This is a genomic window from Amycolatopsis sp. NPDC104587 (assembly GCF_055583645.1).
Genome location: NZ_JBVJNO010000002.1, coordinates 248,875 through 264,852, shown reverse-complemented (window position 1 = coordinate 264,852; position 15,978 = coordinate 248,875). Strand labels below are relative to the sequence as shown.

9 protein-coding genes are annotated in these 15,978 nt (G+C 73.0%); 2 read left to right on the top strand and 7 right to left on the bottom strand.

The features are described 5' to 3' along the window. Nucleotides 1-67: 67 nt before the first annotated feature. Nucleotides 68-1,621 carry a DUF6801 domain-containing protein gene (locus tag ACZ61C_RS05660; protein ID WP_465303241.1) on the bottom strand — a complete coding sequence of 518 codons (1,554 nt, stop codon included), beginning with the start codon at nucleotides 1,619-1,621 and terminating at the stop codon, nucleotides 68-70. Nucleotides 1,622-1,873: 252 nt separating this feature from the next. Here ACZ61C_RS05660 and ACZ61C_RS05655 point away from each other — a divergent pair, with 252 nt between their 5' ends. Together ACZ61C_RS05655 and ACZ61C_RS05650 are read left to right on the top strand one after the other, a co-directional pair. Next, complete coding sequence (locus ACZ61C_RS05655; protein WP_465303239.1) at nucleotides 1,874-2,809, top strand: ATP-binding cassette domain-containing protein; 936 nt, start codon at nucleotides 1,874-1,876, stop codon at nucleotides 2,807-2,809. Next, nucleotides 2,806-3,639, top strand: coding sequence for an ABC transporter permease (locus tag ACZ61C_RS05650; RefSeq protein ID WP_465303237.1), 834 nt, complete (start codon nucleotides 2,806-2,808; stop codon nucleotides 3,637-3,639). Before ACZ61C_RS05655 ends, ACZ61C_RS05650 begins: the two co-directional genes overlap by 4 nt. Nucleotides 3,640-3,642: 3 nt before the next feature. Here the strand turns inward: ACZ61C_RS05650 and ACZ61C_RS05645 are convergent, their stop codons facing one another. Genes ACZ61C_RS05645 through ACZ61C_RS05620 form a run of 6 tightly spaced genes read right to left on the bottom strand, consistent with a single transcriptional unit; the run spans nucleotide 3,643 to nucleotide 15,952 of the window. Next, the gene (locus ACZ61C_RS05645; protein WP_465303235.1) at nucleotides 3,643-4,146 is read right to left on the bottom strand and encodes a GNAT family N-acetyltransferase; all 504 of its coding nucleotides are present in this window, start codon (nucleotides 4,144-4,146) and stop codon (nucleotides 3,643-3,645) included. Nucleotides 4,147-4,160: 14 nt separating this feature from the next. Beyond that, on the bottom strand, nucleotides 4,161-5,267 hold the full coding sequence (locus ACZ61C_RS05640) for a glycosyltransferase (protein WP_465303233.1): 1,107 nt from the start codon (nucleotides 5,265-5,267) through the stop codon (nucleotides 4,161-4,163). Further along, nucleotides 5,264-6,040, bottom strand: coding sequence for an alpha/beta fold hydrolase (locus ACZ61C_RS05635; protein WP_465303231.1), 777 nt, complete (start codon nucleotides 6,038-6,040; stop codon nucleotides 5,264-5,266). Before ACZ61C_RS05635 ends, ACZ61C_RS05640 begins: the two co-directional genes overlap by 4 nt. After that, on the bottom strand, nucleotides 6,028-6,318 hold the full coding sequence (locus ACZ61C_RS05630; protein WP_465303229.1) for a phosphopantetheine-binding protein: 291 nt from the start codon (nucleotides 6,316-6,318) through the stop codon (nucleotides 6,028-6,030). Before ACZ61C_RS05630 ends, ACZ61C_RS05635 begins: the two co-directional genes overlap by 13 nt. After that, complete coding sequence (locus ACZ61C_RS05625; RefSeq protein WP_465303227.1) at nucleotides 6,315-10,133, bottom strand: beta-ketoacyl synthase N-terminal-like domain-containing protein; 3,819 nt, start codon at nucleotides 10,131-10,133, stop codon at nucleotides 6,315-6,317. Before ACZ61C_RS05625 ends, ACZ61C_RS05630 begins: the two co-directional genes overlap by 4 nt. Continuing rightward, nucleotides 10,130-15,952 carry an SDR family NAD(P)-dependent oxidoreductase gene (locus tag ACZ61C_RS05620; RefSeq protein WP_465303225.1) on the bottom strand — a complete coding sequence of 1,941 codons (5,823 nt, stop codon included), beginning with the start codon at nucleotides 15,950-15,952 and terminating at the stop codon, nucleotides 10,130-10,132. The genes ACZ61C_RS05625 and ACZ61C_RS05620 overlap by 4 nt, the downstream gene beginning before the upstream one ends. Nucleotides 15,953-15,978 lie beyond the last annotated feature (26 nt).

The following is a 15,978-nucleotide window of genomic DNA, read 5'->3' as shown; positions in this document are numbered from 1 at the left end:
GATTCTCGTTGTCACACAAGGGTTTTCGTATTCTTGTCACGCGGGTCTGCGTTTCCGCGGCCCCACTTCACTTCTTGGTGAGGGTCACCTCGAGCTTGTTGCCGGGACCGGAGGCGATGCCGGAGATCAGGCCGGTGAGGAAACCGCACCCGGTGAACTGCGGGATGCCGTACGTCGCGGTGAGCTTCCCGCCCTTGAGCGGGTCGAACCCGGGCGCCGAGACGAGCGGCACGTCGGCCGGCTTCACCGTGTGGCACGAGTTCGACGACAGGATCGGGAACCCGAACACGCGGACCTTGGTGAGCCGGACGTCCATCTGCGCGGTCGCCTTGACCGCGCCACCGGCGAGCGTGCCGTTGACCGGGCCGATCTGGCCGAGCTTCACCGTCGCGGACGCCGGGATGAAGCCGAGCACCCGGAAGTCCACGTCCGACTTCGGGAGCTCGAGCTGCGCGCCGAACCTGCCCGAGGCGGCGTCGAGCTTCGCGTCGAGCGTGCCCGGGCCGAGCGGCAGCGTGGCGTGCAGCTGTTTGAGGGCCGACTTGCCCTTCACCGAGTACTTGACCTGGACGCCGTCCGGCGGCGTGGTCGTCGTGGGGGTGGTCGGCTGGGTGGTCGGGGTGGTGGGCTCGGTCGTCGGCGTGGTCGGTTCCGTCGTCGGAGTGGTGGGTTCCGTCGTCGGGGTGGTCGGCTCGGTGGTGGGAGTCGTGGGTTCCGTCGTCGGCGTGGTCGGTTCCGTGGTGGGAGTCGTGGGCTCGGTTGTCGGGGTGGTCGGTTCCGTCGTGGGAGTGGTCGGTTCCGTCGTCGGCGTTGTCGGAGTTGTCGGCTCGGTCGTCGGGGTGGTCGGCTCCGTCGTCGGGGTGGTCGGCTCGGTGGTCGGAGTCGTGGGTTCCGTCGTCGGCGTGGTCGGCGTCGTCGGCTCAGTGGTCGGAGTCGTGGGCTCGGTCGTCGGCGTGGTCGGGGTGGTGGGCGTCGTCGGGGTGGTCGGCGTCGTGGTGCCGCCCGCCGGCTTGATCTCGAAGGTGCCCAGCTGCTGGTTCTGGCCCGGGACGGCGACGCAGTCCGAGGTGAACGTGCCGAGGTCGGTCGGCTGGCCGTCCGCGGTGCGCGGCGTCATCGTGGTGCTGAAGTTCCCGACCGTCACCGACGCGGTGCCCGGGCTGGGGAACGTCACCGCCGGCGCCTTGCCGCTGCTCTTGACGTGGAACGCGCCGGACGCCGGCACCGGCGTCGAGGCGATGGTCAGCGGCAGGTTCAGGTTCAGCGTCTTGTCGACCGGGTACTTGAGCGTCGCCGCGGCCTTCGCGCTGCCGTCCAGCGAGGTCGCGCCGACCAGCGCCAGGCCCTCGGTGGCGGTCTCCGGCACGGTGACGTCGACGTCGAAGGTGATCGGCGTCGACGCGGCGCCCGCGACGGCGTTGTCCGGCAGGTTGGTGTCGATCTTGACCGCCAGCACCTGGTCGCCGATCAGCGGGAACGGGCAGTTGTAGTTCAGCGTCAGGCTCACCGGCGCGGCCTGGGTCGGCCCGGCCCCGACGAGCGCGACGGTCGCCGCGACCCCCGCGACAGTCACCGCCGCCAGGCCGTAGGCGGGCTTTCTCGGCTTCCACGAAAACTTCACGGCTCGTCACCTCGGGGAATGGGGGAATTTCAGGAGAAAGTACCTCCGGGATTTCCGCCGAACAAGCGACACAACATTCTTTGTCACGCGCATCGGATAGCCACCGTCCCGAAGGGTCACGCAGGTCAGGGCTTATCACGCGGAGACGAACCGCCGTCCCGGAAATTGTCACGCGCACGGCGGGCGGAACGTGAATCCTTGCTTCCGCACACCCTATCCCGTTACCTTTTCGCGAGAGGGAAAGGAGCGGCCATGAACCAGCCGGTCATCGCCGTGACGGACCTCGCGAAGAACTACGGCGAAGTCACCGCGCTCGCCGGGATCAGCCTGACCGTCGCCCGCGGCACGGTGCTGGCGGTCCTCGGCCACAACGGCGCCGGGAAGACCACGTTGATCGACATCCTCAGCACGCGAACCCGGCCCAGCGCCGGCGTCGCCCGCGTCTGCGGTTACGACGTCGTGCAGCGCGGGCGCGCGGTCCGGCGCCGGATCGGGGTGACCGGGCAGTTCGCCGCGGTCGACGACGCGCTGTCCGGGCGCGGGAACCTCGTGCTGATCGCCCGGCTGCTGGGCGCGAAACCGCGGCAGGCGCAGGCGCGGGCCGCCGAACTGGTCGCGTCGTTCGGCCTCGAAGACGCGGCCGACCGCCCGGCCGGCATCTACTCCGGCGGCATGCGGCGGCGGCTGGACCTGGCCGCGGGCCTCGTCGGCGCGCCGCAGGTGCTGTTCCTCGACGAGCCGACCACCGGTCTCGACCCGGTGAGCCGGGCGGGGTTGTGGACCGTCGTCGAAGGGCTCGCCGCGCGCGGCACCACCGTCGTGCTGACCACCCAGTACCTCGAGGAGGCCGACCGGCTGGCCGACCACGTGGTGGTCCTCGGCTTCGGGCACATCACGGTGTCCGGGACACCGGCGCAGCTCAAGGCGCGCCTCGGCGACCGGACGGCGACGCTGATCTTCGGCACCGAACTGGCGTTGCGGCGCGCGGTGGACGCGTTGTCCCGCTTGGGGATGGCGGCGGGCCGCAACGGGCTGGTGCTCGCCGTGCCGCTGTCCGGCCCGGGTGACGTCCCGGTGCTGGTGCGCGCGCTCGACGCGGCCGGCGCGCCGCTGCGGGACCTCACGGTCACCGAGCCGACGCTCGACGACGTCTACCTTTCCCTGCACCAGACGGCGGTGGGCTGGTGACGCAGGCCCGGCACCGCGCGGCCGTCAGCGCGCTCGCCGACCCGACGGCGTGGCCGGAAGCCGGGTTCTGGACCCAGGTCCGGGTCCTGGCGGCCCGGTCCCTGCGGACGGCGTTCGGCGACCGCCGGCTGGTCTTCTTCGGACTGTTGCAGCCGGTCGTGCTGCTTCTGTTGTTCAGCCAGGTGTTCAGCGGGGTCGGGGCGCTGCCCGGCGTCGCGGCGTACCAGGGTTACGTGAACTTCCTGGTGCCGGCGACGCTGGTCAACATCGCGATGACTACGGCGATGAGCTCGGGCGCGGGCCTGCTCGCGGAGATCTACGGCGGCTTCACCGGACGGCTGCGGTGCCTGCCGATCTCGCTGTTCTCGGTGCTGTTCGCCCGGACCCTGGCCGACTCGGCGCGCCTGGCCGTCCAGCTGGTGGTGACGGCGCTCGCGAGTGTGCTGTTCCTCGGCTTCCGCCCGGCGGGCGGGGTGGCCGGCCTCGGGCTCGCCCTGGTGGTGACGCTGGTGGTGGGCTGGTGCCTGAGCTGGGTGTTCGTGGCGATCACGACGTGGCTGCGCAAGGCGGAGACGCTCCAGGCGGCGTCGTTCGTGGTGATGTTCCCGCTGATGTTCTCCTCGAGCGCGTACATGCCCCTGGACACGATGCCGGCGTGGGTCCGCGTGGTCTCGGCGGTGAACCCGCTGACGTACGCGATCGACGCGACCCGCGCACTGGCCCTGGCCCGCCCGATCGGCTGGTCCCTGGCGGCGGCGCTGCTGATCGCGGCGGTGGCGGCGGTGGCGGGGTCCGCCCTGGCCGCGCGCACCTTTCGGGCCCGCGGTTGAGCATCACCGGAGCAAGCGCTTCAGCCACACCACTTCGCCGTTGTCCTCAGTGGACACATGATCGCGTTCGAAATCGAGCTTCTCGAGGACTCGGAACGACGGCGCGTTCCCCACGCCCACGGTCGCCCAGAGCCGGTTCCGCCCGGTCGCCTTCGCGACGTCGAGCACCGCGGCGGCCGCCTCCGTGGCGTACCCACGTCCGTGCGCACGACGGAACAGCTCGTAGGCGATCTCGGGCTCTTCGATGCTCGCGCGGCCGATGATCAGCCCGCAGTAGCCGATGAAGTCGCCCTCCGCACGGCGTTCGACGGGCAGCAAGGCGATCCCGGTCTCCGCCGTCGCGGCGAGCTGCTTCGTGATCAGCTCCCGGATGTGCTCGACCGTCGGAGTGCCGTTGCCGCGCTCGGCGTGCAGGGCGCGCAGGTCGCCGGCGTCCGATGCGGCCCACGGCCGCAGGACCAGCCGCTCGGTTTCGAGGTGGCACGTCATCGTCGGGTACGCGGACATGACTCCACTCTGCCTCAAGCCAGCGACTCCAGGCGTGTTGCCGCCTCTTCCACCCCACCCGCCGCCTCGAACGACGCGCGGATCTTCGCCGCGCCCGGGCGGTACTGGCCGGCTGACTCGATCGCCTTGCGGATGTCCGCCGACTTCGCCCGGTCGAACCGGACCCGTACCCCCGCCGAAGCCGTCACCACCTGCTGGGCCAGCATCGACTGGTCGTCCCGGATCGGGGCGACCACCAGCGGCACTCCGGCCGAAAGCGCTTCGCACACCGTGTTGTGCCCGCCGTGGCACACGACCACCGAGGCGTGCGCGAACACCGCCACCTGCGGGATGTGCCGGGCCAGCAGCACGTTCTCGCTGACCAGGCCGCCGGACGGATCCACCACCAGCCCCTGGACGCCGGGCATGCCCGCCAGCGCGTCGACGCTCTCGGCCAGGAACCGCGATCCCGTCGTGGCATTCGACGTCCCCAGCGTCACCACGACCAGCGGCCGACCGTCCGAACCGGACCAGTCGCCGGACGCCGCGGGCAGCGCCGGGCCGACGTAGGACACCGGCACCGCCAGCCGGGAGCTGCCCGCCAGCGCCTGCGTGGTGAACGCCAGTACCAAGTGCGGTGAGAACCGCAGGTCGCCGAGCAGGACGCCGTGCCGGGCCCGCAGTCCGGCCTGCAGGTCGCCGACCCAGGACGCGATCTTCGGCAGCGAGCCCAGCGGGTCGGCCAGCTCGGTGGACGTCGACGCCGACGTCGCCCACGGCAGCCCACACCGGGTCGCCACCAGCGCGCCCGCCATCGCCTGCTGGTCGGCCACCACGACGTCCGGCCGGAACGCCGAGACGGCCGAAGCCACGCCCGGCGCCATCGCGTCCGCGAGCGGGACCAAATAGGACTCCCACAGGTACTTCAAGGCCGCGAACCCGCGCAGCTCCGGCGGCCGCAACGCCACCGAGAACGGCGCGGAGTCCCCCGCCGGGAACACCCGCCCGGCGACCAAAGTGGACACTTCCGGAGCAGATCCGCACCAGGCCACGGAATGACCCCGCGCCACCAGCGCGGCCGCCACCCCGCGCAACGGCGCGACGTGCCCGGCCAGCGGCGGCACGACCAGCAGCACCCTCACGCCGCGTGCCGCTCGATCCAGCGCAGCACCAGCTCACGCACCTCCCGGTGCTGCTCCACCAGCACCGAGTGCCCCTGCCCTTCGAACACGTGCAGCTCACCGCGGGGCAGCAGCGACGTCAACGCCTCGAGGTCGTCGGCCTGGTACCCGTGGCTGCCCAGGATGGACAGCACCGGGCAGCCGATCCCCGCCACCTGCTCACCCGTGAGCAACGGCCCGAGCGGCACCTCCTCGGCCATCTTCGTCGCTGTGATCCGCTCGGCCGCCATCCGCGCGAGCCGCCGGTGGTGGGCGCTGAAGTTCGCCTCGATCCAGTCGAAGCTCTCCTCCACCTGCAGGAACCGCATGGTGTGCGCGAGGATCTCGCTCATCTTCCCGGCCCACACCTCGGTCGCGGGCTCGGACTCGATGCACACGATGCTGCGCACGCGCGCCGGCTGGGCCACGGCGTAGCTGTAGGCAAGGGTGCCGCCGAAGCTGTTGCCCACCAGGTGCACCGGCCGGTCGACCCCGAGCTGCGCCAGCAGGTCGTCGAGGTCGGCGACGAAGTCGCTCAGCAGGTAGCCCCGCACCGGCCGCTCGGTCTTGCCGTGCCCGCGCAGGTCGTAGCTGATGACGTTGACCCCGGCGGCCGCGACCGGCGGCGCCAGCGTCAGGTAGAAGCTCGCCAGGCTGTCGGTGCCCATGCCGTGCAGGAACACCACGGTCTCGGTGCCGCCGGCGGCGACGAGCTGCACGTTGGTGCGCAGCCCGTTCACGGTCATCGTGGGCACGTGCGCTCCCCCACGAACCGGGCGATGTCGCCGACGGTCAGCCCGATGACGTCGTCGAGGTCCTTCTCCGCCAGGTGTTCGGCGAGGTTGACCTCCGCACCGAAGTGCTCGGCGAGGATGCTCGCGAAGGTCACCAGGTCGATGCTCTCCAGCTGCAGGTCCTCGTGGAACGTCGTGCTGGGCGTGATCTTGACGCCCAGCACCTCGGCGTCGCCGACGAGCTCGCTGAGCAGCTCGGCGACGACGTCGAACGTCGCGGACGCGTGGTCGATGGTCATGGCTCGCTCCTGAGTTGTGCGATGGCGGTGTCGCCGTCCAGTTCGACCGTGACGGCGAAACCCGGCAGCTCCCGGCCGCGGCCGGAGATCCGGCCGTCGTCGTGCACGCGAATTTCCGCCGGGTACACCGGTTCGGTGAGCCGGGCGCGGACGGCGTCCTTGGCCGCGATGCGCTCCAGCAGCCAGCCCCGCTGACGCCGTGGTTCGAGCGCGGCGAACTCCGCGCGTTCCTCGGCGGCGAGGTAGACCCCGGCGTAGATGTCACGCGCGGCGACGGTCGGCCAGCGGTCGGTGACCCGGACGCCGTCGCCGTCGGGCTCCGCGAGCAGGTTCCGGTCGGGGAACGCGTACACGCGATGAGCCGCGCGGTCACACGGGAACCGGACGTCACGCCAGCCCTCGACGGTCGCGAGCACCCGGCCGTCCCGCACCAGTTCGGCGTCCATCTCCAGGACGTCCGGCCGCGGCAGCCGGACCCGCACCAGGCACTCGAGCCGGGTGCCGGGCGCGGGCTCCGAGCCGTGCCAGGTGAGCCGGCCGATCGAGCGCGGGAACGCGAGCAGGTTGTCCGACCGGGTGGCCATCAGCCAGCAGCCGAGCAGCTGGCCGACGTTGTCGAGCAGCCCGCCGGGCGCGGACGGCACCACCAGCTCACCGCGGATGTGGTGCTCGCCGAGACCGTCCAGCCGGGACAGTCCCCGGTACGCCGGGCCGTGGAACATCTCGCGCCGTGCGTAAATCTCGGCCGCGGTCAGCGGCGGCGCGGTCTCCGGCCCCGGCGGCCGGGTCCGGGACGGCGGCGGGGCGGCCGTCCCCAGCTCGACGTTCATCAGCGCGTACGGTCCGATCTCGACGGTGACGTGCTCGCCGTCCCGGCTCAGCGACAGCGGCACCCGCTGGGCGGGCGAAGCGATCAGCCAGCGGGAGAACACCGCGTCCCGCACCGCGACCGCCGTGGTGCCCGGCCAGGTGCGTTCGACGGTCCGGCACGCGAGGTCCACCAGCGTGGTCGCGGGCACCACCGGCCGGAAGTCCGACTCGTCGGGCCAGTCCGGGCGCTGCCGGAAGAACCGGTGGTCACGCAGGTACGGCATCACGTCCAGCGATACGTCCACAGTGGACTGGACGCGCTGCCGGGCCGCTGCCGCGACGACGTCCGCCGCGGTCTGACGGGTCTCGGTCAGCAACGCGGTGAACTCGGCGACGATCGTGTCCGGCACCCCGGCGGGCAGCGTCGGCTCGACGTCCAATAGGCCACGCGCCGAATCTCCCAGCGAAAGCAGGGAGCTCCCGGTGTTGAGCCGGATCAGTCGCGGCTCCAGTGCGTCGAAGTCCGGGTTGCCGCCTTCGGTCCACAATGCCGTCGTGACGCGCCGCAGCTGGGCGAGCCCGGACCGCGTCCCGGACGCCGCGGCGACCACCAGGTACCGCCGCTCGCCGAGCGTGTCGGTCAGGTAGGAGCCGACCTGACCGGCGCCGACCTGCACGAACACCCGGAACCCGGCGTGGTGCATGGCCTCGGTCAGCGCCCGGAACCGGACCGGCCGCACGAGGTGGTCCAGGTACAGCTCGCGGACGGCGGCCGGCTCGGCGGGATAGGGCCGCGCGGTGGTCGCCGACCACACCGGCAGTGTGGGGGCGCGCAGGTCGAGCTCCTCGACGAGCCGGGCGAACGGCGCGAGGTGCGGGCGCATCAGCGGGGTGTGGAAGCCGGACCGGAACGGCAGCGTCCGGGCCACAATGCCCCGGCCGCGGCAGGTCACGGCGAAGTCCGCGACCGCGTCCGGCGGGCCGCACACGATCGTCTGGCTGGCCGCGTTCTCGTGGGAGATCACCAGGCCGTCCGGGAGCATCCCGGCCACGCGCGTGGCCGGGCAGCCCAGCACCAGGTAGTCGGCCTCGGGCAGTTCGAACTCGAACCGCACCGGCGCCGCCCGGTACATCCCGGCGGCCTGCATCGCCGTCCACTCGCCGACGCTGTGCCCGGCGAGCGCGTCCGGCCGGATCGCCAGCCGCCGCAGTGCTTGGTCGAGGACCAGCCCGGCCGCGGTCACGCTCGCCGCGCGGTCGAGCACGGTCTTCGTGGACCACTGTGGACGATCGAAGCCGAAGTGCCGGGCCACGTCGTCGAGCCGTGGTTCGGCGCCGTCCTCCAGTCCCGGGTGGACAAACGCGGTCTTCCCGCCCGGCAGCAGCGGGTCGACCGAGCACCAGACGTCACCGCCGCCGTGCCACGACCGGCCGTCGGCCGCCACCTTGGTGAGCACGCGGCGAGCGGTCGCGAGCTTGCGTTCGTCCACGCCGGCGATCCCGATCCGGCACCGGCCGGTCCCGGGCTCTCCTCGCTCCCCTCGTCGGTCGAGCCGGTCCAGCAGCTCCGACGGCGAGTCCGCGGCCAGCCGCAGCACGCGTTCCGGCTCGTCGACCCGCACCCGCCGCTTCGGCGCCGGGTCCCCGGCTTCCAGCACGACGTGCGCGTTCACCCCGCCGAAGCCGAACGCGTTGACCGCGGCCACGCGCGGCAGCGCGCCCCAGTCCTCCGCCTCGGCCAGCGCCCGGAACCGGGTCTTGTCGAGCAGCGGGTTCGGGTCGGCGCAGTTGAGCGTCGGCGGCAGCACGCCGTGGTGCAGCGCGAGCGCGACCTTGACCAGCCCGGCGACGCCGGCCGTCGGCAGGGTGTGCCCGATCATCGACTTGACCGAGCCGATCACCGACCGGGTCCCGCCGGCCTGGCCGAACACGTCGGCGACGGTGGTCAGCTCGGCGGCGTCCCCGGCCGGGGTGGCGGTGCCGTGGGCCTCCAGCAGGCCGATCTCCGCCGGGTCGAGCCCTGCCCAGGCCCGCCGCAGCGCCAGGGTCTGGCCGGCGACGGACGGGCTGAGCAGGCTCGCGCCCCGCCCGTCGCTCGACGTGCCGCTGCCGCGGACCACGGCGTACACGCGGTCGCCGTCACGCCGGGCGTCGGCCAGCCGTTTGAGCACGACCACCGCGGTGCCCTCGCCGATGAGCATGCCGTCCGCGGCGCGGGACAGCGGGCTGATCCGCTGGCTCACCGACAGCGCGCCGAGCTGCGTGAACAGCGACCAGAGTGTGTCGTCCTGGGTCTGGTGCACCCCACCCGCCAGGACGACGTCACAACGTCGCCGCGTCAGCTCTCCGATGGCCTGGTCGACCGCGACCAGCGAAGACGCGCACGCGGCGTCCACTGTGTACGCCGGGCCACCGAGGTCGAGCCGGTTCGCGACCCGGGCCGCGGCGAGGTTCGGCACGAGCCCGGCGGCGGTCTCCGGCCGGAACTCGCCGAGCGGTTCGAGCAACGCCGTCCGCAGCCGGTCGAGCACCTCGGGCCCCGCCGAAGGCATCAGCTCACCGACGGTTCGGGTGACCTGCCGGACGGTGCGTACGCGCTGGTCGAAGCCCTGCAGCCCGGGCGAGAGGTAACCGCCCCGGCCGAGCACGACGCCGATTCGTTCGGGGTCGCCGAGCCGGCCGAGGCCACCGGCGTCGTCCACCGCGGCCACGGCGACGGCCAGCGCCGTCAGCTGGTCGGGCTCGATGCCGTCGAGGGATGTCGGCGGCACACCGTGCGCGACCGGGTCGAACTCGAGGGTGTCCGGGGCGAACCCGCCGCGGCGGCCGTGCGTGCGGTCCGGCGCGGTGCCGCCGTGACCGTGGAACGCCGGGTCCCGGCGCTGCGGCGGGATCTCGGTGATCGCGTCGGCGCCCTCGACGAGGTTGTGCCAGTACTGGTCCACTGTGGACGCCCCGGGCAGGAACACCCCCAGGCCGACCACCGCGACCGGCTCGTGGCTCACCACAACGACGCCGTGTACAGCACCGCGCGGTCCGTGCCGTAGGCGAGCTCGCGCAGCAGCGCCGCGACACCCTCGTCGGCGTCGAGCAGGCTGATGTCCCGGCGCTCGTACTCGCGGGCGAGCTCCGGCGACACCATGCCGCCGTGGTCGTCCGCGGGCGCCCACGGTCCCCAGTGGACGGTCACGGCCCGCCCGGGCCAGGTCGTCCCCAGCGCCTCGAGCGCGTCGTTCGCGGCGGCGTAGTCGGTCTGGCCGCGGTTGCCGAGGACCGCGGCGATGCTGCCGAAGAACGTGACGAACCGGGGTTCGACCCCGGACTCCGCCAGCGAGGCGAGCAGCGCCTTGGCGCCGTCCACTTTGGTCTCGAACACGGTCCGGAACGACTGTTCGTCCTTGTCGGCCATCAGCTTGTCGTCGATCACCCCGGCGGCGAAGACGACCCCGTCGACGCGGCCGGCCAGGTCCTTGACCAGGTGGTGCACGGCGTCGGGGTCACGCACGTCGAGCGTCCGGTAGACCGGGTCGCCGCCCGCGGCGCGGATCTGGCCGAGCGTGCGGCCGATCTCCCGCTGGGCCAGCACGGTCCGCACCCGCCGTTCGATGTCGGCGACCGAGCCACCCCGCCCGGTGAGCACCGCGCGCATGGCCGTGGGATCTTCGGGCAGGTCGTCCGGCTCACCCGGCCAGGGGGTGCGCCCGGCGAGCTCGAGCCGGCACCCGGACGCGGCGAACGCGACGGCCGCGCGGGCGGTGATGCCGCGGGCGCCGCCGACGAGCAGCACCACCGAGTCGCGACCGAGGCCCAGCGCGGCCAGCTCACCCCCGCCCGGCCCGGCGCCGGAGTAGGCGAGAGAGCCGAGGTCCGCGGGCCGCGGCTCGACGGTGAACCGGCCGGTCTCGTCGTGCCCGACGACCGACGGGCCGTCGCTGAGGGCCTCGTCGACAAGCACCTTCGCGACGTCCTGCGTCACCTCGACGAGCCGGGTGACCGCGTCGCGTTCGAGCGCGGCGGCGCGGACCAGGCCACGCAGCCCGGGAACGCGCGGCTCGGCCGCCACCAGCACAGTGCCGCTCAGCGTCTTGAGCAGCAGGAACACGTCCGGGACGCTGCGGCCGGCGGCCAGGACGACGGTGACGTCCGCGGCTTCGGCGACGATCTCCGCGCCCGCGCCGGTGAAGGCCGCGCGCACGGACTCGTCGTCGCCCAGCACCGCCACGGTCTTCCCGCGCAGTCTCGCGGGGTCCGGGGCGAGCGGCACCGGCACGCGTTCGAGCCGGTAACGCGTCGGAGCGACGGCCCGGGGTGTGGGGGTCAGCCAGCTTTCGAGGTGCGCGGTGAGCGCGTCGGCCGTGCGGTCGCGGCTGAGCTGGTCGGTGCGGTCGTCGGCGGGCAGGCCCAGGCGGCTCAGGAGCGTGCCGGCGATCTCGGTGCGCTTGATGGAGTCGATGGAGAGGTCGGCCTCGAGGTCGAGGTCGCCGGCGATCATGTCGGCCGGGTAGCCGGTGCGCTCGCTGATCACGCCGATGACGGTGGTGAGGACGTCGGCCGGAGCCGCCTCGACCACCGGCTCGGGTTCGGGTTCGGGTTCGGGCGCCGCGACCACGACCGGCGCGGGTGCGCTGCCGAGGTACCCGAGCATCACCTCACGCTGGGCGGCGACGAGCTCGCGGGTGGTGCGCAGGAAGTCGACGACCGCCTGGTCGCGGCCGAGGGCGGGCTGGGTCATGGCGGTACTCCGGATTCGTCGGGCCGGGGGCAGGGCGGGAGCCGCGGCGCCGGGCGCGCGCACGGACCGCCCGTCAACGGCCCAGGCGGCTTTCACGGGAGGCTTCGGCCGGGTCAGCCGCTCGGTGCGGACGGCGACACCGGCTTGCGCGAGGCGGGCGAGCGCGGTGAGGAAGGCGGTGAGATCGGGCCCGCAGGCGACCACGGTGTGCGGGCGGTCGCCGAGGATGTCCGCGACGAGAAGCGAAAGCACCCGCCCGGGCCCGACCTCGACAAACGTCCGCGCGCCGGCCGCGTACATGGCTTCGACCTGGTCGAGGAACTTGACCGGTGCGCTGATCTGCGCGGCCAGTTCACTTCGGACGTCCTTCTGGTACGGCTTCGCGGTCCGGTTCGCCCACACCGGCAGCTTCGGTTCCACAATGGACTGTGTGCGGAGCTCGTCCGCGAAGACCGCGCTCGCGGCGGCGACGAGCGGACTGTGGAAGGCGCAGGCGACGGGGATCCGCTTGGCCGCGATGCCGGTCTCCCGCAGGCGCCGGATGGCGCGTTCGATCGCCGCGACCGGTCCGGAAAGGACCACCTGTTCGGGCCCGTTGTGGTTGGCAACCACAACATCGGGGCCGACGAGGGTAGGAGTGAGAGCGTCCCGCGACGCTTTGACGGCGGCCATCGTGCCGGGCTCGGCAGCGTCGGCGATGGCCTTCGCCCGGGCCCGGCTGAGCTGCAGGAGGGTGTCGGTGTCGAAGGCCCCGGCGACGGCGAGGGCGACGAGTTCGCCGTAGCTGTGCCCGGCGAGGAAGTCGGGACGGACGCCGACCTGGTCGAGCAGCCTTGCCACGGCAGTCTCGACGAGCCCGAGCGCAGGTTGCGCGACTCGGGTGTCGGTGAGGGCGCGTTCTTGCGCTTCCCGTGTTCGTGTGTCGAACGCGGCGGGAGGGAACGCGGTGGCGGCGACGTCGGGGGCGAGCTGAAGGAGGTCGGCGAGCTCGGGGAAGTGCACGAACAGCTCGGCGAGCATGCCTGGGTGCTGGCTGCCTTGGCCCGGGAAGAGGAAGGCGACCTTGCCGGGTCCGGCGGTGGCGCGGTCGATGGCGGTCGTCGGCCGCTCGAACGGCCCACTCACGCCTGGCTGTAGGTCCGGAGCACCAGCCGAAGCCGACCGCCCACCTCGCCCGCCGCCGATGCCCGCGAGGATCTTCTCCGCCTCCGGCGCCCAGTCCCGCAGACCATGCCGCCGGTCCGGGGCCACCGGGCCTGCCGCCAGCACCGCGTGGAAGTTCGTGCCGCCGAAACCGAAGGCGCTCACCCCGGCCAGCCGGGACGGGCTTGCCCACGGGCGGGCGGCCGTCGTGAACGTGAAGGGGCTCGTGGCCGCGTCCCACGCCGCGTTCGGCTGGGTCAGGTGCAGCGTCGGGGGCACCACCTCGTACCACAGGGCCAGCGCTGCCTTGATCAGCCCCGCCAGGCCGGCCGCGCACTTCGTGTGGCCGATCTGGCTCTTCACCGAACCGAGCACGCACGAGCCCGGCGATGCGCCCGCCTCGGCGAAAAAGCCGGTCAGCGTGCGCAGCTCCGTCGCGTCGCCGACCACCGTGCCGGTGCCGTGCGCCTCGACCAGACCGACCTCCGCCGGGGACACACCCGCGTCGCGGTACGCGCGCTCCAGTGCGCGGTGCTGGCCTTCCGGGCGGGGCGCCGTCAAGCCGAGTGCCTTGCCGTCGCTGGCCGCGCCCACTCCCTTGACCACCGCGTAGATCCGGTCGCCGTCGCGTTCGGCGTCGGACAGGCGCTTCAGCACCAGGCACGCCACACCCTCGCCGAGCGCGATGCCGTCGGCCGCCGCGTCGAACGGGCGGCAGCGGCCGGTCGGGGACAGCGCGCCCGCCGACGTGAACATCAAGTAGTCGTGGATGCCGTTGTGCAGGTCGACCGCGCCGCACAGCACCAGCGAGCTCGTCCCCGCGCGCAGCTCCTTCGCCGCCAGGTCGAGCGCGGCCAGCGACGACCCGCACGCCGCGTCCACCGTGTAGTTCGCGCCGCCGAGGTCGAGCCGGTTCGCGATCCGGCCGGAGATGACGTTCGCCAGCGTGCCGGGGAACGTGTCCTCGGTCGGTTCCGGCAGCTGGGAGAGCAGCTCCGGTGGCACCTCGTCGAGATAACCGCCGAGCAACGACCGCAGGGTGCCCGCGTTGGCCAGGTCGCCGCCCGCCTCCGCGCCGAACACGACACTCGTGTGCTCGCGGTCGAACTCCCGCTCGGCGTACCCGGCGTCGGCCAGCGCCCGGCGCGCGGTCTCCAGCGACACCAGCTGGGCCGGGTCGATGCTGCCCATCGCGGCCGGCGGGATGCCGTAGTCCAGCGGGTCGACGTCCAGCGCGGGCAGGAACCCACCCCACTTCGACGCCGACTGTCCGAAGTAGACGTCCGGGTCCCAGCGGTCACGCGGAACCTCCGTGACGGCGTCCGCACCGCGCAGGACGTTCGACCAGAACGCCTCGAGATCCGGCGCACCGGGGAACGTGCAGGCCATACCGATGACCGCGATATCCCTTGTGGACTCTTCCGAAGCTGAGACATCCCCACGAGCAAACGTTTTTCCCGAGGTGACATCGGCGTGCAGCTCGGCGATCGTCGTCCGGCTGTCCCGCAGCACGGCGACCTCGCCCGCCATGTACATCCCCTCGGCGAGCTGGGTCGCCTCGTCGAGCCGCTCGCCGTCACGCCGGACACCCTTGCTCGCGACGCGCAGCCGTCCGGTGTTCAGCTCCTCCAGCCGTTGCCACGCCTCCTGCGCGGGAATGTCCCGCAGGCTTGCCTTGACCTGCTCGAACTCCGTCGTGTACGGACTCGGCAGGCAGCGTGTGCGGTGCCCCGGCGCGGTTTCGAGCGTGACGGTGGCCCGCGCGGCGAACGCGCGTTCCTGGAACAGGCCGGTGATCGCGCCCTGCGTCACGGCTTCTTCGGTGAACAGGTACGCGGTGCCCATGAGAATGCCCGCGCCGTCGAGCGGCGCTGCCATCGCGGTGACCATCGCGACCGACCGGGCGTCGTGGATCCCGCCCGCGAAGAGCACCTCGACGTCCTTGGCCGCGCCAAGCACCGCCAACTGCTCTTCCCACAGCTCAAAACTCGACCGCGGACCGACGTGCCCACCACACTCGGCGCCCTCGAAGACGAACCGGCGGACCCCGGCGTCGAGGTATTGGCCGAGCAGGATCGGCGACGGCACGTGCAGGAACGTCGCGATGCCCTCGGCCTCCAAAGCCTTGGCCTGTCCCGGTTTCCCGCCCGCGATCAGCACGCACCGCGGCCGCGCGGCCCGGATCGCGGCGAGCTGTTCGGCTCGCAGGTCGTCGGGCACGAACCCGAGGATGCCCGCGCCCCACGGCCGGTCGCCGAGGCGCTCGGCGGTCCGGCGAAGCAGTTCGGTGGTGCGCGCGCCGTTTGCGGTGGCCACGGCGACAAACGGGAACCCGCCCGCTTCGGCGACCGCGGCGGCAAAGCCCGGCTGGTCGCTCACCCGCGTCATCGGGCCCTGGACGACCGGCAGCGCACTGCCCAGCGTCCGGCACAACCGGGCACCCAGCGCGGCCGCGGGCACCTCGGCGCCGACGATCCGGCGCACGTCGGTGTCCACTGCGGACGGTGCGACCACTCCCGCCGCGCCACCGGCGAGCGCGCCCACCGCCGTGCGCGGACCGGCGACGGTGCCCCACATCGGGACGTCGAAGGTGTTCAGGAGCTGTTGCAGCAGAACGAAGTCGCTCAGTTCACCACCGCGTGCGACCAGCCCGAGCGCGCCGCCGCTGACCGCCTCGGCCGCGGTGGTGACGTCCGAGACCTCGGCGAGCACGCCCGTCCACGGCGCCTTCGTCCGGACGGCGAAGGCCGCACTCGCGGGCAACGGGCCGTCGGTGCGCACGCCGTAGGGCACCCGGACCCGGGCCGCGACCAGCCGCAGGTCGGCCGGGTCGGCGCCGTCGAGCACGCCGAGGCCGCCGCCGCGCGCGACCGCGGCCACCTCGCCGGGGTCGCCGAAGCCCAGGCACCGCAGCCGTCGAGCGTGCGACGGCGGGACGAGCTCGGCCATCGGCTGACCTCCTGTGCGCGGGGTGG